The sequence below is a fragment of the Enterococcus sp. AMC1252 genome (assembly GCF_058216515.1).
Map to the genome: position 1 here is coordinate 2974393 of NZ_CM177097.1, position 21211 is coordinate 2995603.

Annotated in this window: 19 protein-coding genes; 5 read left to right on the forward strand and 14 right to left on the reverse strand. The window is 34.9% G+C overall.

The window, feature by feature from the left end; all coding sequences use genetic code 11:
- Nucleotides 1–4: 4 nt before the first annotated feature.
- From AC4BB5_RS14090 to AC4BB5_RS14100, 3 genes are read right to left on the reverse strand one after another with little or no spacing between them, the layout of a single operon-like run.
- Complete coding sequence (locus AC4BB5_RS14090) at nucleotides 5–1894, reverse strand: ABC transporter ATP-binding protein (protein WP_490456736.1); 1890 nt, start codon at nucleotides 1892–1894, stop codon at nucleotides 5–7.
- On the reverse strand, nucleotides 1887–3623 hold the full coding sequence (locus AC4BB5_RS14095) for an ABC transporter ATP-binding protein (RefSeq protein WP_490456737.1): 1737 nt from the start codon (nucleotides 3621–3623) through the stop codon (nucleotides 1887–1889). Before AC4BB5_RS14095 ends, AC4BB5_RS14090 begins: the two co-directional genes overlap by 8 nt.
- Entirely contained in the window at nucleotides 3620–4084 is a 465-nt protein-coding gene (locus AC4BB5_RS14100) for a MarR family winged helix-turn-helix transcriptional regulator (RefSeq protein ID WP_490456738.1), read from the reverse strand. The genes AC4BB5_RS14095 and AC4BB5_RS14100 overlap by 4 nt, the downstream gene beginning before the upstream one ends.
- 390 nt (nucleotides 4085–4474) lie before the next feature.
- On the opposite strand from AC4BB5_RS14100, the gene AC4BB5_RS14105 reads away from it, so the two are divergent.
- Together AC4BB5_RS14105 and AC4BB5_RS14110 are read left to right on the forward strand one after the other, a co-directional pair.
- On the forward strand, nucleotides 4475–4975 hold the full coding sequence (locus AC4BB5_RS14105) for a GNAT family N-acetyltransferase (protein ID WP_490456739.1): 501 nt from the start codon (nucleotides 4475–4477) through the stop codon (nucleotides 4973–4975).
- A gap of 170 nt (nucleotides 4976–5145) precedes the next feature.
- A complete protein-coding gene (locus AC4BB5_RS14110; protein WP_490456740.1) occupies nucleotides 5146–5898 on the forward strand; it encodes a MurR/RpiR family transcriptional regulator in 753 nt (250 codons plus the stop codon).
- Nucleotides 5899–5922: 24 nt separating this feature from the next.
- On the opposite strand, the gene AC4BB5_RS14115 is transcribed toward AC4BB5_RS14110, so the two are convergent.
- The 4 genes from AC4BB5_RS14115 to AC4BB5_RS14130 form a co-directional block, all read right to left on the reverse strand.
- Nucleotides 5923–7251, reverse strand: coding sequence for a 6-phospho-beta-glucosidase (locus tag AC4BB5_RS14115; RefSeq protein ID WP_490456741.1), 1329 nt, complete (start codon nucleotides 7249–7251; stop codon nucleotides 5923–5925).
- Between the two features lie 174 nt (nucleotides 7252–7425).
- Nucleotides 7426–8742, reverse strand: coding sequence for a MucBP domain-containing protein (locus AC4BB5_RS14120; RefSeq protein ID WP_490456742.1), 1317 nt, complete (start codon nucleotides 8740–8742; stop codon nucleotides 7426–7428).
- 199 nt (nucleotides 8743–8941) lie between these two features.
- Nucleotides 8942–10573 carry an Ig-like domain-containing protein gene (locus AC4BB5_RS14125; protein ID WP_490456743.1) on the reverse strand — a complete coding sequence of 544 codons (1632 nt, stop codon included), beginning with the start codon at nucleotides 10571–10573 and terminating at the stop codon, nucleotides 8942–8944.
- 24 nt (nucleotides 10574–10597) lie between these two features.
- Nucleotides 10598–12355 (reverse strand): Ig-like domain-containing protein, encoded by a 1758-nt coding sequence (locus AC4BB5_RS14130; RefSeq protein ID WP_490456744.1) that lies wholly within the window; start codon nucleotides 12353–12355, stop codon nucleotides 10598–10600.
- Nucleotides 12356–12681: 326 nt separating this feature from the next.
- Here AC4BB5_RS14130 and AC4BB5_RS14135 point away from each other — a divergent pair, with 326 nt between their 5' ends.
- Nucleotides 12682–13374 (forward strand): Crp/Fnr family transcriptional regulator, encoded by a 693-nt coding sequence (locus tag AC4BB5_RS14135; protein WP_490456745.1) that lies wholly within the window; start codon nucleotides 12682–12684, stop codon nucleotides 13372–13374.
- A gap of 108 nt (nucleotides 13375–13482) precedes the next feature.
- Here AC4BB5_RS14135 and AC4BB5_RS14140 read toward each other — a convergent pair whose 3' ends face one another.
- The 4 genes from AC4BB5_RS14140 to AC4BB5_RS14155 all read right to left on the reverse strand — a co-directional run bounded on the left by AC4BB5_RS14140 (nucleotide 13483) and on the right by AC4BB5_RS14155 (nucleotide 16420).
- Nucleotides 13483–14007 (reverse strand): GNAT family N-acetyltransferase, encoded by a 525-nt coding sequence (locus tag AC4BB5_RS14140; RefSeq protein WP_490456746.1) that lies wholly within the window; start codon nucleotides 14005–14007, stop codon nucleotides 13483–13485.
- Nucleotides 14004–14477, reverse strand: a complete 474-nt coding sequence (tsaE, locus tag AC4BB5_RS14145; protein ID WP_490456747.1) for a tRNA (adenosine(37)-N6)-threonylcarbamoyltransferase complex ATPase subunit type 1 TsaE — start codon at nucleotides 14475–14477, stop codon at nucleotides 14004–14006. The genes AC4BB5_RS14140 and tsaE overlap by 4 nt, the downstream gene beginning before the upstream one ends.
- Before the next feature lie 126 nt (nucleotides 14478–14603).
- The gene (pta, locus tag AC4BB5_RS14150; protein WP_490456748.1) at nucleotides 14604–15584 is read right to left on the reverse strand and encodes a phosphate acetyltransferase; all 981 of its coding nucleotides are present in this window, start codon (nucleotides 15582–15584) and stop codon (nucleotides 14604–14606) included.
- Between the two features lie 152 nt (nucleotides 15585–15736).
- Complete coding sequence (locus AC4BB5_RS14155; RefSeq protein ID WP_490456749.1) at nucleotides 15737–16420, reverse strand: uracil-DNA glycosylase; 684 nt, start codon at nucleotides 16418–16420, stop codon at nucleotides 15737–15739.
- A 197-nt stretch (nucleotides 16421–16617) separates the two neighbouring features.
- On the opposite strand from AC4BB5_RS14155, the gene AC4BB5_RS14160 reads away from it, so the two are divergent.
- Together AC4BB5_RS14160 and AC4BB5_RS14165 are read left to right on the forward strand one after the other, a co-directional pair.
- Nucleotides 16618–17487, forward strand: a complete 870-nt coding sequence (locus AC4BB5_RS14160) for a Cof-type HAD-IIB family hydrolase (protein ID WP_490456750.1) — start codon at nucleotides 16618–16620, stop codon at nucleotides 17485–17487.
- Nucleotides 17488–17529: 42 nt separating this feature from the next.
- Nucleotides 17530–18045 carry an LURP-one-related/scramblase family protein gene (locus AC4BB5_RS14165; protein ID WP_490459076.1) on the forward strand — a complete coding sequence of 172 codons (516 nt, stop codon included), beginning with the start codon at nucleotides 17530–17532 and terminating at the stop codon, nucleotides 18043–18045.
- Between the two features lie 18 nt (nucleotides 18046–18063).
- Here AC4BB5_RS14165 and AC4BB5_RS14170 read toward each other — a convergent pair whose 3' ends face one another.
- The 3 genes from AC4BB5_RS14170 to AC4BB5_RS14180 all read right to left on the reverse strand — a co-directional run bounded on the left by AC4BB5_RS14170 (nucleotide 18064) and on the right by AC4BB5_RS14180 (nucleotide 21073).
- The gene (locus tag AC4BB5_RS14170; protein ID WP_490456751.1) at nucleotides 18064–18633 is read right to left on the reverse strand and encodes a GNAT family N-acetyltransferase; all 570 of its coding nucleotides are present in this window, start codon (nucleotides 18631–18633) and stop codon (nucleotides 18064–18066) included.
- A gap of 196 nt (nucleotides 18634–18829) precedes the next feature.
- Entirely contained in the window at nucleotides 18830–19999 is a 1170-nt protein-coding gene (locus tag AC4BB5_RS14175; RefSeq protein WP_490456752.1) for a 3D domain-containing protein, read from the reverse strand.
- 228 nt (nucleotides 20000–20227) lie between these two features.
- Nucleotides 20228–21073 (reverse strand): putative ABC transporter permease, encoded by an 846-nt coding sequence (locus AC4BB5_RS14180; RefSeq protein WP_490456753.1) that lies wholly within the window; start codon nucleotides 21071–21073, stop codon nucleotides 20228–20230.
- Nucleotides 21074–21211 lie beyond the last annotated feature (138 nt).

Consider the following 21211-nt stretch of genomic DNA (forward strand, 5'->3'; position numbering starts at 1 on the left):
CTTCTTATGAAAGTTCTACTTTTCCTGTATATAGCTGATGATAAATTCCTTTTTCTTTAAGCAAATCTTCGTGACTGCCTCGTTCAATGATACGGCCATGATCCATTACCATGATCGCATCCGAGTTCTGGATAGTCGATAATCTGTGCGCAATAACAAATACGGTTCTACCTTTCATCAAACGATCCATCCCCGCTTGTACATGTTTTTCTGTCCTCGTATCAATACTAGAAGTTGCTTCGTCTAAAATCATTACAGGCGGATCTGCAATCGCAGCCCGTGCTATCGACAATAATTGTCTCTGCCCTTGAGATAATCCTTCACCATCTCCAGTGATCACTGTATCATATTTCTCAGGTAAATTATTGATAAAGTCTTCTGCATTCGCCAACTGAGCGGCTTTGATCACGTCATCATCAGATGCACTTAATTTTCCATAACGAATATTCTCACGAATCGTTCCAGTAAACAAATGAGTATCTTGTAAAACAATACCTAACGATTTTCTTAAAGAACTTTTTTTGATTTTTTTTACGTTGATTCCGTCATAGCGTATTTTACCTTCTTGAATATCGTAAAAACGATTTATCAAGTTAGTGATCGTCGTTTTACCTGCACCTGTTGCTCCTACAAAAGCGACTTTTTGGCCTGGTTCTGCGTAGAGATTGATATCTTTTAATACACGATTTTTATCTGTATAACCAAAAGACACATCTTCAAAACGTACGTCCCCAGTTAATTCCGTATAAGTCACAGTGCCATCGTTATGAGGATGCTTCCAAGCCCACAAGCCAGTTCTTGCCTCACTTTCAACAAGTCTTCCTGATTCGCGCCTCACATTAACTAGCGTTACGTAACCATCATCAATTTCTGATTTTTCATCAATCAAATTAAAGATCCGATTCGCTCCTGCTAAAGCCATGATCACAAAATTGATTTGTTGGGAAACTTGACTGATTGGCATATTCAACGAACGGCTTAATTGAAGAAAAGACGCAATCATTCCAATCGTTAATCCAGAAACACCATATACTGAAAAAATCCCTCCAATCACCGCTAAGAGTACATACTGAATATTTAATAAATTCATCATGATCGGCATTAGGCTATTAGCGTACTTATTGGCTTGAGTAGCGCTTTGTCGTAATTCTTCGTTCATCCCTTCAAACCGTTTGATTGTTTGCGGCTCATGGTTAAAAATCTTCACTACTTTTTGTCCATGCATGATTTCTTCGATATAACCATTCACACTTCCTAAATCACGTTGTTGTTTCCCAAAATACCGACTACTACGTCCTGCAATTAGGCGAATCGTAATGATCATCACAGATACAGAAACAATCACAACAAGCGTCAGCGGGACACTGATGGTAAACATTGCGATAAACACACTGATAAAACTAACAACAGCCATCACCAGATTCGGAATACTTTGAGAAATCATTTGTCGTAAAGTATCTGTATCATTCGTAAAATGGCTCATGATATCTCCGTCAGAATTTGAATCGAAATAACGAATCGGCAATGTTTCAAGATGAGTAAACATTTCATCTCGAATCGTTTTTTGTGTTCCCTCACTAATTCTTACCATAATTAAGTTAGACAGCAAATTCGAAATAATTCCTACTCCGTATATCAATGCCATTGTAGTGATCGCCTTTAATAGTCCAGAAAAGTTAGGGTTCGTTTGTCCGAGTAGCGGTGTAATATAATCATCAATCACCACTTGTAAAAATAGCGAACCGCGAACATTAGCGAAAGTACTAAGTAAGATAAGAATCAGTACTAATACAAGCTGTAACTTGTATTTTTTAAACATATATGAAAACAATCGCTTCAACGTTTTCAAAGGATCTTGATTTTTAGGAATCCCTTTCGTTTGTTCATCACGCATCCTCTTCACCAAATCCTTTCTCTTGAGACTCATAGACTTCTTGATAAATTTGATTAGTAGCAAGTAATTCGTCATGGGTTCCAATGGCATTAATCAACCCTTTATCCATCACGATAATCCGGTCAGAATCTTGAACAGAAGAAACACGTTGTCCAATGATGAAAGTGGTTGTACCTGGAATCTCTTGCCGCATTCCTTCGCGAATCAAGCGATCTGTTTTTGTATCTACTGCACTTGTCGAATCATCTAAAATCAAAATTTTAGGTTTCTTCAGCAATGCACGAGCAATACATAAACGTTGCTTTTGCCCACCAGAAACATTGTTCCCACCTTGGGAAAGCAGCGTATCATATTTGTCAGGAAATTCTTCAATAAAACTATCCGCTTGCGCAATCTTACAGACTCTTATCAAGTCTTCATCTGTCGCGTCTTCATTTCCCCAGCGCAGATTTTCTTTGATTGTTCCCGAAAATAATACGTTATTTTGTAAAACCACACTTACTTGATCTCGTAAAGATTTCAAATCATAATTTCGAACATCATGTCCGCCAACTTCGACCGATCCTTGTGTCACATCATACAATCTTGGAATCAACTGAACTAGTGTTGATTTAGAACTCCCTGTTCCACCAACGATTCCAATAACTTCACCTGATTTAATTTCCATATTTGCATGCATCAACGCCAATTTTTCAAGATCATTGGCATAGCTAAAACAAACATCATTAAAGCGAACAGCTCCATCCGGAATTTCATAAAGCGGATCCGCGTTGTTTTTTAAATCACTTTCCTCAGACAATACTTCTGTGATTCGTTCAGCAGAAGTTCGCGCAATCAATACTATTACAAAAACCATTGATAACATGTTTAAACTCATTAAAATCTGCATCGTATAGGTAAACATGCTGACTAATTCTCCCGTAGTCAACGTGCTCCCTACTACGAATTTTGCTCCTAGCCACGAAATCAGCAACATACAAGTATATACTGCAAACTGCAAGATAGGGTTATTGAATGCCACAATACTTTGCGCTTTTGAGAATGTTTTGTAAATATCTTTAGAAACTGTTTTGAACTTTTCATCTTCATGTTTCTCTCTCACATAAGATTTCACTACCCGAATTCCTTGCAAGTTTTCTTGTACAACATTATTTAATTTATCGTAAATACGAAAAACTTTATTAAAATTAGGATGAGCAAAATAAATCACTGCTGCTAAACCGATCATCAAAAACGGTACGACGCCTAAATAAATCAAGGACAGATCCTTGTTGATACTGTACGCCATCGCTAATGAAAAAATCATGATCAATGGGCTACGGACTAAAAGCCGAATAATCATTTGGTAAGCATTTTGAACATTGGTCACGTCCGTTGTCATCCGTGTGATCAAGCTGGATGTGGAAAAACGATCAATGTTTGAAAATGAAAATCCTTGGATACGAACAAATAATTGATCTCTTAAGTTTTTTGCAAAACCAGCTGAAGCAACAGCGGCATAACGACCTGACATCGCACCAAAAAATAACGCAATGATTGCACAAACAAATAAAATCGCTCCATACATTAAAATAGCCTTGGTATCTCCTTTTTCGATGCCGTTATCGATCATCATGGCCATAACTAAAGGAATAATGATATCTAAAATGACTTCCCCTGTTACGTAGAGTGGTGTAATGATACTTTCTTTTTTATAAACGCCAATATTAGCGATCAGTTTTTTGATCATGTAATCCGTTCACCTTCCTTATTTATTTTTTTGCTATTCTCAGATAGTTTATCCATTAGTTTAAAGAAAATAATCAAATCATCTTCCGAGATTCCCTGAAGAAGCAATTCGTCGAATTTATGTAACTTCACGATGTTTTCTTTGACTTTCTGTTCTCCTAACTCCGTTAAAACAATTGTTTTGTAGCGGTTATCTTTTTCAAAACATTTTCTTTCGATAAATAAACGTTTCTCCATTGTTTGTAAAACACCGGTTGCAGTGGATCGACGAATATCAAATTCTTGTTCTATGTCTTTTTGATAGACTGGTACTTGTTGACTATTACGCCGATGGATAAAGTTGAGGATCCGCATTTGAATACTTGATGATGCCTCACCATCTTCTTCTTTTAAAATTTCTGCTGCTTTTCGATTTAATTCGTTCGCTAAAATCCTTATTTTTAATCCGATTTTTCTGTCCATGATTTACCTCCTCGCAATATAGTTCGGCTCCTAACTATATTACGATAAGTTTTCAGAAAAGGTCAAGGAGTTTTTCATATTTCTAGCTTATATAAATTATCATCTAAACATTGTAGAAGAAAACCTAATCTAAATTTCTCTCTACAGTTTGAACTATTCATTTAAAATCACGGCGACTGTAATTTTTGAATTTTTACAGCTGTTATTACTTGATGAACTTAGTATAGGTCGGAAATATTGCTCACAAACTCCCAGTTTTTTTTATTTTTCTTTCACAAATCAGTTTCTTCGAACTTATTTTTTTCAATCTTAACCAGTTCCTATGGTAAAATAAGAAAAGCTCTTCTTGTCTTAATACAGGAATATTACATATGAAAGGATGTGCCAAACATGCTTTTACAAAGGTATACGGACGATTTTTCAAGTATGATCCAGGACTATCACTTAAACACTGAACAGTTACTTTTTACTGGAACTCCTGAAATGCCCATAAAAATTTCTGAGACAAACTCTTTTATCCACCCCATTTTAGGGATAGAAAATAACAAACTAACGAATTTTTTTGTTTTAGATGAAAAAAAAGATATTGCTTTATATACAAGAAATGAACAAGCAATTTTACTAAGAACCTTCTCTACAGATGCACGCTACCAAGGGCATGGTCACGCAAAAGAGGTCTTACAAGTGTTGCCTGATTTTGTTCGCCGACATTTCACAGATGCTACTGAGATCATTCTTGCAGTAAACCAAAAGAATATTGCGGCACAAACACTCTATAAAAAAACAGGTTTTCAGCTCCTAGATAAAATTGTCCAAGGAGAATTTGGGCCACTTTATGTTATGAGCATGAAGTTAGCCTATGATAAAAAGAAAGAAATGAATGATGTCTAAAAAAATAATCGAAAATAAACAGCTCTATTTAAGAGAATTTACGCCCGATGATTTTAATGATTTATGTTTAATTTTACAAGATGAAGAAACGATGTATGCCTATGAATCAGTATTTACAGAGGAGAAAGTTATTGATTGATTTAAATTAAATAAAGAAAGTAGTGGATAGGTTGTTATTTTTAGATCATAGTCCTGATTTAAGTCCCATCGATTTAGAAATTTATAAATATATTGCGTCTCATATCGATAAAGTCGTTTATATGAGAATTCGTGAATTAGCTATAGAAACTCACAGTAGCACAGCCAGTATTTTACGTTTTTGCCGAAAATTTGGTTGTGAAGGTTTTTCTGAATTTAAAATCAAATTAAATTTATATCGAAAATCATTAGCTGAGCCTGTAAACACTCACGCTGTAGATGAAACATCTTTTACTCATTTTATCCAACGTTCCACTGAATCTTTTTATCAAGAACGCATCCAAGCAGCTGCGAAATTATTATCAGAAAAAGATCTTGTTTTATTTATTGGAACAGGATCATCAAATATTATTGCCGAATATGGGGCGTTGTATTTTTCTTCTATTTTTAGTATGGCTTTTCATATTGAAGATCCGATCAATCACCCTGTGAATTTTTTTAATAAGAGTATCGCAAAAAATGTGTGTGTGATCGCCCTCTCTGTTAGTGGCGAGAATGAAGCAATCATCAATTATCTGAATCATTTTATTACAAATGATAGCTCCATCATATCAATCACAAATAGTGAAAAATCACCGATTGCAGCTCTTTCTGATGTAAATATCCCATATTACATTTCAACGGAAAGAATCGGAGACAGCGATATTACTTCTCAAGTCCCCGCACTTTATACAGTGGAGTATTTGGCAAAAGAAGTCCAAAAGCAAAAACAAGAGCACTCATAAAAATGAGTGCTCTTGTTTTTTAGTTTATTTACCTTCTTTAAAAAAAGCTGGTAAATATTGTTTATGTGCTTCCAATAATTCATCCATAACTTCTTTGGCAACATCGCCACTTGTGATCAATGGATTCATTGTAAATGCTTGTAACAACGTACCATAATCACCTGTAACTGCAGCTTCGATGGTTAATTCTTCCATTGATTTCATTACTTGCAACAAGCCACGTTCTTGGGGTTTAAAGCTACCAAAATTATAAGGAACTGGCCCTTTCCCTGTGATCGTACATGTTACTTCTACTGCACTTTCAGCAGGTAAGTCTGTGATTGTTCCATTATTTCTAGTGCTGACAGTCATGGTTGTGCGTTTATCGTTATGAATAGAGTTGATGATTTCACACGCTGCATCACTATAGCGAGCGCCACCACGTTCTGCTAATTGTTTTGGTTTATAGTCTAAGTTTGGATCTTTATATAATTCAAACAATTCATGCTCAATTTCCTTTACTTTTTCAGCACGTGTTCCATTGTTTTTGAAATCTTCTAATTCTTCTGCCAACATTTTATCTGTATAGTAGTAATAGTTGTGGTATGGACAAGGAACCATATGCAGATTTTCGACTTGCTCCCAAATCAAATTGTTGTCTTTGATATTTGCTACGATCGACTTCGCATCATCTTGACCATACATCACTTTGATTAGCTCGTCTGTGCGATCATTCCCATTTTTATCTGTGATTGTGTGCCAATGTAAGTGATTGATCCCAGCAAATTGGAAGAATAAATCACGGTTATTTTCACCTAATAATTCAGCTTCTTCAAAAACCGCGTTAACTGGAATGTTACATAAACCGACAACTTTATCCCAATTTCCATAACGTAATACGGCTTCTGTTACCATTCCTGCTGGATTTGTAAAGTTGATCAACCAAGCATTTGGGCAAAGTTCTTTCATATCTTCTACAATATCTAAAATCACAGGAACAGTTCTCAACGCTTTGAAAATACCACCAGCACCGTTCGTTTCTTGTCCGATCAAACCATGACTTAATGGAATCCGTTCATCTAAAATACGAGCATCTAAAAGTCCTACACGCAATTGTGTGGTAACAAAATCAGCATCTTTCAATGCTTCCCGACGATCTAACGTTAAGTGAACTTCGCAATCTACACCAGCAGCTTTGACCATACGTTTTGCCATTGCACCAACGATTTCTAATTTTTCTTTCCCTGCTTCTATATCAACTAGCCACAACTCACGTACAGGCAATTCAGCATAACGTTTAATAAATCCTTCAACTAATTCTGGTGTGTAACTTGATCCTCCACCGATCGTAACGATTTTAATTCCTTTTGACATTTGTTTTTCCTCCTATGAACTTTTCTTTGACTTAAGTATAGCGACTTGTCGTCTTATTGTATATGGATTGTTCATAGGCTGTTACGTATTAAAAAAAATGTAACTCGTTTCAAAAAAGTTACACCTTGTTACAATCGGTTATGTTAAACCATTATCGTGCTACCCTCTATTTTCTTATTTTTTTACAAAAAAGAAAATAAGTACACTACCTAAAATCACGGTCCCAATTACTTGTAATAGAACTTTGTTATTGTCTCCAAGCGCTGGCATTTGTTTAATATTTTTAACTGATGCTTGATTTATTGAATTATCTATTTCTTTTTTTATATAAACACATCTAACAACTTGTTCTTTTTCTAAATATTCACCAAAATGTTCATCCTTTATTTCCTTCAACTCATAACCTGGTATTTCTTTGATATCAACATTATACAATTGTCCTACTACATTTTTTTTAATAACTTGTTCCGCTAGTTCATTTCCGTTTTCATCTTGGTAGTAAATTGTAACTGTTGAATCAGATACTTTGTTTTCAACTTTCTCATATATATAAATGATTGATTGCTTTTCTGTTTTAAATGTTCCTGTCGGTTCTCCTTGGACTTCTTTTAATATGTATCCATCGATTTCTTTTTCTTTCACTTCATATTTAGTAGCAATCACTCCTCTTTTAATCATAGGTTCCTCTAGGTCATTCCCTGCTTCATCACGAAAATAAGCAGTTATCATTCCATTTTCCTCTGGATTTTTAGCATAGATCAGTGTTACCTCTTGCGGCTCAATGGCAAAATATCCAGACAGTTCTCCCTGTATCTCTTTAAGAAAATATCCTTTCATTTCCTTTTTAGAAACTGAGTAACTCTCTCCAACTTTCCCTTTAATAACTTCATCTTTGATTAATGGTTCTCCATTTTCTTCTAGGTATCGGACCGTTACTGCAGAATCAATAGGCTCAGGTCTCATCTCAATTCCCTCGTTATCCATCGAATAGCCTAATTTCAAATAACCATTTTCCATTTTTTTTACTTCATAATGAATCGTAATTGTATAAACAAAATCTTCTTCTGGAACAATCTTTTTTTGATATTTTTTGTCTGACGGATAGGTTTCTATTTCTGAATAAACTTTGTCACCATTAAAATCAATCCAGCCTCTTTGAGCTTCTTCAAATTGCATCGCATAAATTAAATTTATAGTGTATTCATATCCCTTTTTCATAGGAATTGATTTTTTAGCAGTCAATTCTGCATCTCCTATATTAGCAAAATTATTGATGAGCATTTTTTGCTTCAGAGATTGATTTATGTGATTTTGAATGAATACTTGATCTTTTTCAATGTTAGGGAAACTTGTGCTAAAATCAATGGTCCAACCACTTGAAACATCGAATTCTTCATTGCTTGACTTTTCTTCAGCATAACTTACTGAACTTGCGAATAAAAAAAAGAAAAAGGGTACCAGCAAAAGAAAAGAGTATCTTCTTTTTTCCATTTAACCTATCTCCTATCTAGAATATTTCGATTATTCTCTGTCATTTATTTAACTTTAAGTGACTGGGACATCACTTTGTAAGTCACATCCCTGTCACATGAATTCCGGATAAATGGTGAAAACAAAAGCAACAACTACGCTTTTATCCCAACCTTTAAAGAGTCAAATCTTATGTCGTTCACAGCTGATTTACTTTTGTTTAAAAAGAGAAAATCCCTTGATATATTGTTTCTGATTCCATACCTAAATCTTCAAATACGGACTTGATTTCTACTGAATCACCAATTTTCAATTTAAGCGGATTATCTTTATCATCTTTCAATTCAACAGTGTAATTGCCTTCTTGATCTGCTAGTACACTAAATTGATAATCTTGTTCACCATGATGAACAATGGTTTCGATTTTAGCATTAGGATCAGCTTTACCTGTAATCAACTGATCTCCTTCTCGAAGACTTGTAATTGAAGGGGGTCTAGGTGTTACAATTGTATCTGCTGTTTTACTTTGACCGTATTCATCAATGACCTTAGCAGTTATTTTCGTCCCCACAGGATACGTACGTGGCAATGATAATACAAATTTTCCGTTTCCATCTGATGTTACTTTAAAAATTCTAGAATTGATTTTGATTTCAACTTCTACATTTTTTCTTGTTGTTTCACCCGTTAGTTCTGTATCAGCACTTGAAATAGTGTCATCAAGTTTTACATTCAGCTCTGTCGCATAAACAACGAACATCTCAGTAGTTTTACTCACATTTCCTGCTAAATCAGTAGCAGTTGCAGATACTTTTGTACCAAAATCGTAATTTTTTTCTAAATAAATTGTAAAATCCCCATTGCCGTCTGCCTGTTCTTGATACGTGTCAGAACCCATAGTTAAATTTACTAACGCATTAGCTTCAGTCTTTCCATGAACTTCTTTGCTTTCATTCGTTACTTTTTCTAAAATTGGAGCTTCTGGTGCAATCGTATCAATTACTTTTATTTCTGTTTCTTTACTGCGGGTACCTTCTTCATTGATTTGTACACCTTTTATGGTTTCGTTATATACAAACGCACGCTTGGCAGTTACAGAAAAACTACCATTTGTGTTTATTTTACTTATACCCAAGACAGTTGCAGAGGCATCTTGAATTTCTATCGTATTTCCTGCCTGACCTTTCCCTGTAACAATTGTTTGATTTGCTTGAGGTGCTTCAAGGACAGGAGCTTCCAAGTTCCCTTTTTCTACAATTCCACCGTCACCTTCTGTATCAAAAGCCAATTTTAAATAAACATTTGAAACTTTCGGAATCTTGTAATCAATCGTGATAACATAATCCATATCTTTTTCAGCAGTAACTGTTTTTGTGTACAAATGATCTTTTGCATCATTTCCATTAGGATCAGTATTGGAAACCTTATCGCCATTAAAATCAATAGAACCCGTTCCCGTTTTATTAAATTGCATAGCATAGATTAAATTGATTTTATATTCATGTCCCTTTTTCATGGGAATTTTTTTTGTTGCATGTAGTTTTGCTTCCCCAATATTTGCAGCATTATTGATTATCATCTTTTGCTTCAATGTTGAATTTTCTTTGCCTTCAAGAAACACATCTTCTACATGTATATTTGGCAAGCTACTTTCAAATTCAATATTCCAGCCGATAGTTACATCGAATGGATCACCCATTTTATTTAGAGGCGTATACTTTTGTAACTGACTATTCGTAAATGGCATATCTTTCAATTGATTTTCGTTTGCTGAAACCTCAGCTGCATTTAGCAGCAATGTTCCTAAAAGTATTCCCATCAGGCTTGTAGATCGTATTACTTGTCTTTTCATAAAACACCTCTTCTTTTATATTTATTATTGTACTGTAACAGTGATTGTCTCACTATCTATTCCGTTACTTGTTTGATACACAGACAAAATATTTCCTTGTTTTAATCCACTAACTGGAATCCTAAAATTACCAGCCAAATCTGCTTCTCCTTCAAAAGATAATCCATTACTTGAAGAAACCTTAATAGAAGCATTAGAATCTGCGCTTCCCGTTAATTCTCTAGAAAGCTCATTAATTGTATTTACTGAAGGAATTTTGGGATAAACAATCACCTTTTTACTTTTCTTTGTACCATCAGAAAGAAAAACTGTTACTTCCACTTGAGTTGCAGCAGGATAGGTTTTTCCCTTCATATCTATAATAAAATTACCATTAGAATCTGATGTTCCTTCATAGATTCGTGCCCGTAAATTTTCAATGCTAACTTCTATTTTAGCGTTAGGAATTGTTTTACCCGTTATGATTGAGTCTGATGTATAGATTGGGTTAACGCCTATTTGATCATTTGCTGATTTTACAACTGCTTTAGTACTTTCGCTTTTATTTCCTTCTTCATCAGTAATAAATGCTTCTACTCCAGTCCCAGCTGGGTATGTCTGATCCAAAGTAATGGAGAAGGTTCCATCATTTTTGACATCTTCACGATATTTTTCAACACCCATACTCAAATCAATTTGAGTATTTGGTTGAGCACTTCCTGTCACCACGGTATCCTTATCTGTTATTTCATTTAATGTAGGTTTTTCTAATTCCATATGCGCTGGTAGAACTGTGCCAAAAGCAGATTCACTCCTGTCTCCTTGTTGATTCTCTACAAACGCTTCAATCTGAGTTCCCTTTGGGTAAGTCTGCTCCAAGTTGATAGAAAATTTTCCTGATTGAGAAACTGCATTTCGATATTTTTCTTGACCAATAATTACCGTTATTGATGTATTTGGAACAGCAGTCCCCGTAATCAAAGTGTCCTCATCAGTCACTATATCCAATGTTGGCTTCTCTAGATATTCAGGTTCAGGTTTAAATACGGTTACATTAATCGATTTGTCTGTCGTTAAATTATTTTTATCTGTCACTGAGTAAGTAACTAAATAATTTCCTTCCTGTGCCGTGTTGACCATTCCAGAATAACTAATCAAATGAGAAATGTCTTTGCCATCTTCATCATAAGCAGAAACACCTTCCAAATAATCAAACATCGTATTCAAAGGAACTCTACGATCGGATGCTTCAATTTTTGGTGGTGTATGTGTTTCGCCAGAAGAAACATTAAAGTAGCCTAGAGGATAGCTATCCGCGATAATTCCTGTAAGTAACCAACGCTCATTTACTCCAAGCAAATAGGTTGTGTTCGGTTTTAAAGTTCCTGGTTTTACTGAAATATAGGTTTCTTTACCATGTACAGCAATTCGCCCACTGACGTATTTAGTTTTTCCACTCTCATCTAAAACAATTATGTCTACATAACGATCCCAGTAACTATTTTGTTTTGTCACATGAATAGTAGTTGTTCTAGTCGATATTTGACCTTCATTTAAAAGATCTCCCTCAAATACACCGTACTTATATTTATTCCAATTTGCTGATTTCTGAATTTGTGCCTCTGAAATAGTCGACATTTTAGGTATTTCTGTCTTTAATTTTGATTCAATCTCACTGTTAAACATATCTTGTTTTTTAATCACTTCAGCTCTTGCTTCATCTGCAATACCAGCAGCTCCGATAAAACAAACAAATAAAAAACTTAAAACAACTTTTTTGGTTTTATTTTTTTTCACAAACATTTTACTATTTCCTCCTAAGTGTTTTTTTAAAGTCTCTCTCCTTCGTAAATACCATTTTCCACCTTTCATATTTTATATAATAATTGGGGATGTGAACCTATTGAAAAAAAAGATAATGCATAACAGTAACGCTACTACACGTTATATTAATATAAATAAAATAAGATTTATGTTCCCTAGTAACATTATGCTACTTTTTTAATCCTATTTAAATCATCTGTTAATTTTGTGTTCTTTTTTGTAAAAAATAGCAATTAAATAAACTAAAATGTGTTATCTTATTCTGTGAGATTGAATCATCAAATTAATTATCTAGGGAGCTAAATATGTTTATAGACGATTTATTTAATTATCACACTTATCTTAAAGGGTTAAATGCAACATTAGTTTCACGCTTATCTGAAAAAGAAACTATTACCACGATATTTATCAGTGAACATACAAATTTCACTAATAAAATTTTACCGAATCACTTATACTATATAAAATCTGGTTATATAAAATCTTCCATAATAGATAAGCAAGGAACACTTAAATCATTTGACATATTAGGCCCATCAGAGTTTTTAGGACTAAATACATTATTTTCTATTTCTAAACCAGACAACCCTTGGTTATTTATCTCACTTGAAAAAGTCACTTTAGTAATGATTCCTTCCTACGAACTGGAATCAAAAGATCAAGAAGTCTTTGATATACTTTATAAAAATCTTTATCATCAGGCACGAAAAATACAACTTTCTTGGTATCTGTCATCATTATCAGGTTCTGAACGTGTTTTTACCTCTCTCATTTTACTCGTTCAGTACTTAGGGAAAAAATCTAAAAATTATTTTGTATTGCCTAAATTCGTAACCCACTCACTTCTAGCAGAATTTTCCAATGTTTCACGTCCTTATGCTACAAAAGTATTGTTAAAGCTTGAAAATAAACAATTAGTTCGTTATCGAAACCATATCATTAAATTTTGTAACTCTGATGAGATACTATCTAAATATTTGAACGACTTTCTTTTTTAATAAGTATAAATTGAACAGAAGCTACTCAAAAAAAAATCCCCAAAAGCTGTAGGCTTTAGCAACAACTTTTGGGGATTATTATTATTAAATTAAAAATATACTTACAGTTTATTCATCAATCATCATACTCATCAACTGTACATCTAAAAATTCACCATCATCGGTTTTCGCACCTCGAGGCATGATTGCTTCTGTTTTAAAGCCGATTTTTTCATAGACATGGACAGCGCGCTGATTACGATGCTGTACAGTTAATTCTAAACGGCGAATCACTTCGCTTTCTTTCGCCCATAAAATCAACTCTTCCATCATCAAACTCCCCAATCCAAAGCCCCAAAAGTCTTTTAAGATACTGATCCCGATCTCACCAATATGTTCCATACGCTTTTTCGATGACGCTTTAACAGAAGCCGTACCAATGACTTTATCATCTGCTAAAGCAACCATCAACACGTTATTCGGTGATTCATATAGATTTGCTAAGTTTTCACTCATCTCAACTGGGGTCATTTCCATTCCTTTTTCATCCATTACAAGATAAGGTGTCTCACTGCCAATAACCTTTAATGCATGTAAAATCTCTGCTGCATCATCTGGAATAGCTTCCCGAATCGTAAATTCAACTTCTGTCATGCATGTTCCTCCATTTTTTTCTGAATACGTTCTAAAAACCTTTCAGCTTTTGATCCAATTGTTTGGATCGATACTATTCTTTTTTCAAGATTTTCTGGATCTTTTACAATTGTAATATCTAAGTAGTCTCCTGGTAAAAATTCGCCCAACAATTTTCCCCACTCAACAACAGATAAGCCGTCACCTTCAAAGTATTCATCTAATCCAAGATCATCTGCGCCATTTTCGATACGGTATACATCCATATGGTAAAGCGGCAGATGTCCTGATTGATACTCTCGAATAATCGTATAGGTAGGGCTTTTGATCATTTTCGTGATTCCTAAGCCTAAAGCAATCCCTTTAGTCATCGTGGTTTTGCCTGCACCTAAATCTCCAGAAAGAACGATCGTGTCACCAGGTGTTGCGACAGAGCCAATAATTTTCGCTATAGCTTCCATTTCTCCTAAATCGTTGATTTGTAAATCCATTTCTTCACCTGCCTATCTAAACAATTCATGTTTCTATGTAGTGTAGTATACCGAATTATGACCAAAAAAACTAGAGAACTAGAATAAAACGCTAAACGTCTGATTCCAGTTCTCTAGTAAATATAATTAGCTCATCAATGTTTGTGCCGCAGTAATAATTGATAATTTGTAAATATCTTCTTCGTTTGCTCCACGAGACAAATCTGAAACAGGTTTGTTCAATCCTTGTAAGATTGGACCGATTGCTTCAAAGTTACCTAAACGTTGCGCAATCTTGTAGCCGATATTTCCTGATTGTAACTCTGGGAAAACAAAGACAGTTGCTTGGCCAGCTACAGGTGAATTAGGTGCTTTTAATTGTGCAACAGATGCAACATAAGATGCATCGAATTGTAATTCACCATCAATTTCAAGCTCAGGTGCTAAGCTTTTAGCAATTTTAGTTGCTTCAACAACTTTATCTACTTCGGGTGCTTTAGCAGAACCTTTTGTTGAGAAGCTCATCATTGCAACTTTTGGCTCGATATCGAATAATTCGGCTGTTTTGGCACTATCAACAGCAATCTCAGCTAGTTCTTGTGCTGTTGGATTTACATTAATTGCACAATCTGCAAAGATGTATTTTTCTTGATCGCGACCACGAACCATGATCATCGCACCACTCGTACGGCTAACCCCTGGTTTTGTTTTGATGATTTGTAAAGCTGGACGAACAGTATCTCCAGTCGAGTGGATCGCACCACTGACCATACCATCAGCAAGACCCATGTAAGTAAGCATTGTACCAAAATAGTTCACATCTTTTAAAATCTTACGAGCATCTTCATCTGTTACTTTTCCATTACGACGTTCAACAAACGCTTGAACCATCTCTTCCCATCCATCATAATTATCTGGATCGATGATCGTAAAGTTAGAAGCCTTGATTCCGCGAGCATGTGCTGCTTCTACGATTGCTTCTTGCTTGCCGATCAAGATCGGTTCCATTAACTCTTCTGCTTTCAAACGAGCTGCAGCCCCTAGAATACGAGGATCTGTTGCTTCTGGGAAAACAATTTTGATGTTACGGCGAATGACTTTAAATTTTAAGCTATCGAATAATTCCACGATATACCCTCCAATGATTATTTATACAATCTCATCATACACCATTATCCAAGAAAATAACAGTTATTTATAGCTGTATTAGTGGAAAAAATGCTGATTCTGATCTCATTTTCACAAACTTATCTTACTGCACTATAACAGAGCAAGCTGTTTTAAGACACTGTATCAGGCAATTTCCAGTTGATTGGTGTCTCACCTAATTGCTCCAAAGCTTGATTAGTTTTTGAGAAAGGTTTTGATCCAAAAAAACCTCGATGAGCTGCTAAAGGACTCGGGTGTGGAGACTTGATGATGATGTGTTTATTCGTATCGATCATTTTGATTTTCTCCTGAGCCGGTTTGCCCCATAAGATAAATACAATAGGCTTATCACGTTCATTCAACTTTTTAATGATTGCATCTGTCAAATTTTCCCAACCTTGTCCTCGATGAGAAAAGGCTTGACCATTACGAACAGTCAAAACAGTGTTTAATAAAAGAACTCCCTGCTTGGCCCAGCTCTCTAGAAACCCATGTGAGACTGGAGGATAACCCAAATCATCTTGCAGTTCTTTATAGATGTTCATTAAAGATGGTGGCGTTTTGACACCTGGTTGAACGGAAAAACTTAATCCGTGAGCTTGATTGGGACCATGATAAGGATCTTGGCCTAATATCACAACTTTTACTTCTTCGTATGGCGTTAACTCTAAAGCAGAATAAATGTGATACATATCTGGATATATAGTTTGATCGTTATACTCCTGTTTTAAAAATTCTCTTAGATTTAAATAATACTCTTTTGTAAATTCTTCTTCCAAAACTTCCTGCCAACTATTATGAATAATTTCCTTCATTAGTCGCCCTCCTTTGATTTGATTGATTCCACTGTTTTTTAACTATTAATAACTAAAGCTTCTATTCTGACAGCTTTCTTTTACACTTTTAGCATAGCGGATTTATTAAGAAGTGACAAGAGAATTTTTTCTGCACTGAAATAGAAAAAACATGGTAAACTATATATAAGATAAATAAACGAGGTGTAGAAAATTTTATGATTAAACTGATTGCTTCAGACATGGATGGAACACTACTGGATTCAAAAATGGGCATTTCAAAGGACAATATTTCTGCTATTAAAGAAGCAGAGCGTCTAGGTATCGAATTTATGGTTGCCACAGGAAGAGCGTACACAGAAGCCAAACCTGCGTTAGAAGAAGCCGGTATCGAGTGTGCCATGATTACTTTGAATGGTGCTAAAGTATTTGATAAGGCGGGAAATTCTCTTTTTACTGCGGGTATCGAAAAGAAAACAACAAATGACATCCTAGATATTTTAGATGCCAACAATATTTATTTTGAAGTCTCGACGAATAAAGGAATTTATTCTGAACAACAAGAAAAAAGAATCGAAAACTTTGCTTCTCATATTGCAACAACAATGCCTCATTTAACTTATAAAGTTGCAATTGCAATGGCTGCAGCCCATTTATCTTTGCTGGATATCACTTATATTGAAGATATGCGTGCGTTGATTCAGCAAAATGACATCGAAGTTTTAAAGATTATTGGTTTCAGTATGGACGGGCCAAAAGTATTGGCTCCCGCAAGTACTAAAATCAGAGAATTAGCAGATTTAGTTGTCACTTCATCTGCTCAAAACAATATAGAAGTCAATCATAAAAATGCCCAAAAAGGAATCGCAGTGGCGCACGTTGCAAAAGATCGTGGAATTTCTGAAAAGGAAGTCATGACTATTGGCGATAATTTTAATGACGTGAGTATGCTACAATGGGCTGACGTAAGTTTTGCTATGGGAAATGCTGAGTTAGAAGTCAAAGATCATGCTAAATATATCACATCTACTAATCTAGAAAATGGCGTAGGTGAAGCTATTTTACGAGCAATTAGAGAAAATTTATAACTACCTAGGCTACTAAACAATTAGGAAGAGAGGTGAGATATGGTGTCTGAGTTTTTTATCCAAGAACAACAATTGAGCAAGGTCACGAGAACCCTTGTCAAAGACGAAGACGGCAAGTCCATTTTCTTACTTGTTGGCCGCTGGGGAACGCGTGGCGACGCACTTTCTTTATACACGATGAACGGTGAATTGGTCGCCAGTATCAGACAAACATCGTTTGCCTTTGGATCACGATTTGAATTGTACAAAGGATTTGAAAAAGTTGGTGTTTTAAGAAAAATCCTAAATTTAAATGCTGATTTTTATTATATCCAACGTATGCATTGGACCGTTTTAGGCGATATAAAAAATCACCATTATTCTATCTATCAAGTCAACCATAAAATCATGGAAATGAGTAAAGCTACACTTTTCTCAGGTGATTATTTTAGTTTGAATGTTACAGATGAAGAGGATGCACCATTATGCATTTGCATTGCTGCCGTATTAGACTATTGGTTGTATAATAAGAAAAATAGTCAAAATCACAAACCAATCATGGGTTGGGGAACTTGTTAAAGAAAAAATCAGCGAACTTTATTCGCTGATTTTTTTCTGCATATGATCGTATAAATGTCCACTGATCATCATCTCAGCGACATCTTTAAAGCCTTTTCGGTCATACAATTTTTTTGCCTTCGGATTTCCTTTATCTACGCTTAAACCAATAATTTCCTTACCATCTCTTTTAGCCATTTTTGGTAACGCATCTAATAATTTAGACCCAATACCTGATCCTCTATACTTTTCATCAACAGAAATCGAATCTAGATACCATTCATTAGGTAATGTTTCAGGATCAACAAATATTCTAATCTCTTCATCCAAATTATACTTACGTAAGACTTTCTTTAATGGCTCATCAATTATGGGCTCATCTTCATTTGGATAGCCAAATGCAATTCCAGCTACCTCTCCATCTTCTTCGTAAACTAATCCTCGTTTGTAACCATAGCGATAAGTCGGATCTGCTACAGCTTCAGCTAAAACTGCTAAAAGCGTTTCTTCTGAAATAATTTCTAATAATGGTAATTCCATATCTTTTAAAATAACTAAAATTAACGGAGCAATAGCTTCTCCGTCTTCTTTTGTTGCAAAACGAATCATTGTTATTCCTCACTTTCTTTATTGAAGTGTAACATTTATTTACCTCTGATGCATTACATTCACTTTTTTTTTTAATTTGTTTTAATAAATAAACATAAAATATTAAAGCTACTCCACACTTCCTATTGTAGTAAACTTTGATATTGATGAAAAAGCGGAGAAACAAAAAAAAAGACACTCAATGAGTGTCTTCGTTTTATTGAATCGTGACTTTAACATTATTTCTACGTCCCCAAATTAAACATTGGTCAACAGTTGGGAAATGTACATCAATAATGTTACCCTTGATTGCACCACCAGTATCTCCAGCAACTGCAAATCCATATCCTTCTACTTCGACAAATGATCCTAACGGAATCACACTTGGGTCAACTGCGATTACACTGCTTTGTGAACGAAGATCAATTCCAGTTGCCGTGATGAAACCAGAACCAGCTTCTCTCCATGAATACGCTGTTGATTGCATGTAAAGTACCCGGCCATTAGCGCCTCCATTACCAGTCTCTCCACCAGTGTTTGGTATTTCTTCTGGTTGTGATGGTGGCGTAATAACAGGCTGTTCTTCACTGCTAGAACTTGAAGAGCTGCTACTTGAATCACTGCTTGATGCGTTACTGCTTGAACTTGATGAAGCAGTAGCGTCAGCTTTTCTTTGAGATTCTTCCGCAATAGCTTGCTTTTTACGAGCTGCAGCGGCTTTCTTCTCATCACTGATACGTTTTTCTTCTGTCTGTTTTTCACCAGCAATTTGTTGTAATGCTGCTTGATTATCAGATAATTGCTGTTTTAACGCTACAACTTGTTCATCCATTGCTGATGCTTCATTCTGTAGTTTTGATTCGTTGGTTTGTAATTCTGCTTGTTTACTTTTTACAGTTTCTTGAAGCTCAGACAATTTTTCTTTATCTTTAGAAAGTCGATCGATTTTTTCTTTTTCTGCATTTTGTAAAATAGTCATCGCATACGCTTTATTAAAGAAATCTGATACACTTTCAGCATCTAATAATACTTGCCATGTACGCTGTTCCCCACTTAGTTGGACATCTTTCATACGATTTCCAACAACTTCTTTACGGCGCGCAATGCTCTCTTCTGTCACTGTAATTTCAGCTTCAGAGTTCTTGATTGTTTCTTCAGCTTTTGAAATATCTACTTTGAGTTTTTCAATTTCAGCGTATTTTTCATTAACATCATTCAAAGCTGTATTGATATCTTCGCTAAGTGATTCTCCCGTTTGTGTAGCTTGCGCTTCTTTATCCTTCAGCTCGTCTAATGACTCTGCTGCGGCACCAATTGGAAGAGCGACATTTACTAGCATGATAGCAGCTAAAAATGGTATCAATTTTTTTACTTTCACTGAATCCAACACCTTTCCTAACTAAATCCAACTCCACCTATTATACTAATCTATAGAGCTTATTTTATTTCAATAGTGTTACAATTTGTTACGTTTTAGCGAAAACACACCTTTTCCTGTAACATTGTTAGCGTTTATCTATTCTCTTTCATTTCTAAAATGTTCAAACAATCCCATATATATAAAGGATTATTATCATTATAGAACACACAAATATACTGTTATACTGAACATGACTTATTTAATATTATTTTTGCTTTTATTGATGATTTCTTGAACTTCGGAGGGATTTTTCACCTTTTTTAACTTCAAATTAGGATAATTTCGCACCCAACGTTTCTGATTGAAGCTCATACGGGTTACTATTTTTTTGATCACCGGGCTGTCTTTAAATTCTTCTAGCCAAGATATGTGCTCAGCTGTTTTTGAATGTTTCTTATCATTGATTTCTTCTGATATGGATTGTTTCAGCTCAGTAAAATTAGCTGAGAGTTCATCACGCTTTTCATTCAGCGCCGTAGCTAGTTCTTGCTTGCGATTTTCTACTGCTAAGCTGATTTGCGCTGTGACTTTTTTAAATGATTGCATATTAACAAGCGTATAGATAAAGTCGCTTATAATAAGGAACAATAAAATAATTGGCAGAACTATACCAAATTTTTCAGACAATTCCCCCTCCAACACCATTATCTTCGGGTGGATGACACGTACTATTAGAACACAACCGATTCCCCAAAAAAGTGATACTGGTAATGCAACCCTTCCGTTTATATTCAATGGAACATCTTTATAATCCCACCAAGACGCATGAAATAGCTTTTCCAACCCATAACTCGTCATATACTCTAAAATAGTTACCAGAATTGTTGATAGTAAGTATAGCACCACAATATTTTGTTTTAGCGGCTCTAAAAAATAAAGAACACTTAAAATACCAAAACCATAAATCGGGCAATAAGGTCCAATCAAAAAACCTCGATATACAAATTTCCCTGCCTTCACTGAGCAATAAACGGTCTCCCAGAGCCAGCCAATAAATGAGTAGATAAAAAATAATAAAACGATTTTGATAAATTCATTCATATATTTTCTCCTTAAAAATAGCATTTACTAGTTATTGTATCAAATAACCACGGTTTTATGCGAGCAACTTTATTCTCAGTTAAGATTGATATACAATAGAAGAGAAAACTTATTTGTACGAATATCATCGTTTATGTG

Coding starts and splice junctions, on each gene's coding strand:
- AC4BB5_RS14100 (WP_490456738.1), bottom strand. CDS start 4,084: ATGGACAGAAAAATCGGATTAAAAATAAGGATTTTAGCGAACGAATTA.
- AC4BB5_RS14155 (WP_490456749.1), bottom strand. CDS start 16,420: ATGAAGGAAATTATTCATAATAGTTGGCAGGAAGTTTTGGAAGAAGAA.
- AC4BB5_RS14170 (WP_490456751.1), bottom strand. CDS start 18,633: ATGATTCGTTTTGCAACAAAAGAAGACGGAGAAGCTATTGCTCCGTTA.
- AC4BB5_RS14140 (WP_490456746.1), bottom strand. CDS start 14,007: ATGACAGAAGTTGAATTTACGATTCGGGAAGCTATTCCAGATGATGCA.
- AC4BB5_RS14125 (WP_490456743.1), bottom strand. CDS start 10,573: ATGAAAAGACAAGTAATACGATCTACAAGCCTGATGGGAATACTTTTA.
- AC4BB5_RS14095 (WP_490456737.1), bottom strand. CDS start 3,623: ATGATCAAAAAACTGATCGCTAATATTGGCGTTTATAAAAAAGAAAGT.
- tsaE (WP_490456747.1), bottom strand. CDS start 14,477: ATGGATTTACAAATCAACGATTTAGGAGAAATGGAAGCTATAGCGAAA.
- AC4BB5_RS14115 (WP_490456741.1), bottom strand. CDS start 7,251: ATGTCAAAAGGAATTAAAATCGTTACGATCGGTGGAGGATCAAGTTAC.
- AC4BB5_RS14120 (WP_490456742.1), bottom strand. CDS start 8,742: ATGGAAAAAAGAAGATACTCTTTTCTTTTGCTGGTACCCTTTTTCTTT.
- AC4BB5_RS14160 (WP_490456750.1), top strand. CDS start 16,618: ATGATTAAACTGATTGCTTCAGACATGGATGGAACACTACTGGATTCA.
- AC4BB5_RS14130 (WP_490456744.1), bottom strand. CDS start 12,355: ATGTTTGTGAAAAAAAATAAAACCAAAAAAGTTGTTTTAAGTTTTTTA.
- AC4BB5_RS14180 (WP_490456753.1), bottom strand. CDS start 21,073: ATGAATGAATTTATCAAAATCGTTTTATTATTTTTTATCTACTCATTT.
- AC4BB5_RS14090 (WP_490456736.1), bottom strand. CDS start 1,894: ATGCGTGATGAACAAACGAAAGGGATTCCTAAAAATCAAGATCCTTTG.
- AC4BB5_RS14135 (WP_490456745.1), top strand. CDS start 12,682: ATGTTTATAGACGATTTATTTAATTATCACACTTATCTTAAAGGGTTA.
- AC4BB5_RS14105 (WP_490456739.1), top strand. CDS start 4,475: ATGCTTTTACAAAGGTATACGGACGATTTTTCAAGTATGATCCAGGAC.